The sequence below is a fragment of the Streptomyces sp. NPDC002671 genome, assembly GCF_053592475.1.
In genome coordinates, this window is the sequence record NZ_JBSFVU010000157.1 from 1 (window position 1) to 1,811 (window position 1,811).

Genomic DNA, 1,811 nt, shown 5'->3' on the forward strand with positions numbered 1-1,811 from the left:
TGGACGAGCTGCCGTTGACGGTGAACGGCAAGCTGGACCGCAAGGCGCTGCCGGCACCGGAGTACGCCGTTGGTTCTGGACGTGGGCCTTCGACGGTTCGCGAGGAGTTGCTGTGCGCGGCGTTCGCCGAGGTTCTCGGTGTGGAGAGCGTCGGTGTCGATGACAGCTTCTTCGCATTGGGTGGTCATTCGCTGCTGGCGATCCGGCTGGTGGAGGCGCTGCGGCGGCGCGGGATCTCGGTGTCGGTGCGGGCGCTTTTCGAAGCCCCGACGGTGGCCCGGCTTGCGGCGGCCGCGTCCGGGGTGGAGAGCGTGGTCGTTCCGGCGAATGCGATTCCGGAGGGTGCGCGGGAGATCACGCCGGAGATGCTGCCGCTGGTCGAGCTGACCGCGGAGGAGGTCGAGCGGGTCGTAGCGACCGTGGAGGGTGGCGCGGCCAACGTCGCCGACATCTACCCGCTGGCCCCCCTGCAGGAGGGCCTGCTCTTCCACCACCTGCTCGCCGACGGCGGTGAGGATGTCTATGTCCTGCCGACGGTGATGGAGTTCGACACCCGCGAGCGGCTCGACGCCTTCACCGAGGCGTTTCAGCAGGTCATGGACCGGCACGACACCTTCCGTACCGCCATCGTGTGGGAAGGCCTGCGCGAACCAGTGCAGGTTGTGTGGCGGCATGCCCAGCTCCCTGTCCAGGAGGTGCAACTCGACCTGGACGGTACCGAGCCGGTCGAGCAACTCCTTGCTGCCGCCGGCCTGTCGATGAGCCTGGACCGCGCCCCACTGCTCGAACTTCATGTGGCCGCCGCTGCGGAGGAACGGTGGCTGGCACTGCTGCGCATGCACCACATGGTGCAGGACCACACGACACTGGAACTGCTGCTCCACGAAGTGCAGACCATCCTCGCCGGACGGGCTGCCGAACTGCCGGAGCCGACGCCCTTCCGCACCTTCGTGGCGCAGGCGCAGGCACGTGGCGAGACGGAGCGGGCCGAACACGAGCGGTTCTTCACCGACCTGCTGGGCGACGTCGACGAGCCCACCGCGCCCTACGGCCTGGTGGACGCCCACGGGGACGGCATGGACTCGGTCCAGGTACGGCGGGACCTCGCGACCGACCTCGAAGCGCGGCTGCGTGAGGTCGCCCGGCGGCTGGGGGCCAGTCCGGCGACGGTGATGCATGTGGCGTGGGCGCGGGTCCTTGCTGCGGTCAGCGGCCGAGACGACGTGGTGTTCGGCACCGTGCTGTTCGGGCGCATGAACGCCGGCGCCGGCGAGGACGTGCCCGGGCCCTTCATGAACACGCTGCCGGTGCGGATACGGGTGGACGAGACCAGCGTGGTGTCAGCGGTCGGGGCCATGCGTGACCAGCTCGCGGGGCTCCTTGAGCACGAGCACGCACCGCTGGCTCTGGCACAGCAGGCCAGTGGCGTACCGGGGGACGCTCCCCTGTTCACCTCCATGCTCAACTACCGCCACAACATCGTCCTCAGCCGCGAAATGGCCGAACTCGGCGAAGGCATCGGGGTCGTGTTCGTCCGTGAGCGCACCAATTACCCCCTGACCATTGCCGTCGACGACGACGGTGTCGGGCTGGGGCTGATGGTGGACGCGGTTGCTCCGATCGACGCGGATGCCGTGGCAGCCTTGATGAACACGGCCACGGAGAGCCTGGTGACGGCGCTGGGGGAGGCGCTGGAGGGCGGTGCGGACCGGTCGTTGAGTGCTGTGGAGGTGCTGGGTGAGGCCGAGCGGCGTCGGGTGTTGGTGGAGTGGAATGGCACGGCCATTGGGGTGCCGGTGGGGACGATTCCG

1 protein-coding gene is annotated in these 1,811 nt (G+C 69.0%); it reads left to right on the forward strand.

Annotation, left to right across the window (positions count from 1 at the left end; genetic code table 11):
* Positions 1–1,811, forward strand: a 1,811-nt coding sequence (locus tag ACWD35_RS45400) for a condensation domain-containing protein (RefSeq protein WP_451357165.1), incomplete at both ends; no start/stop codon positions are given.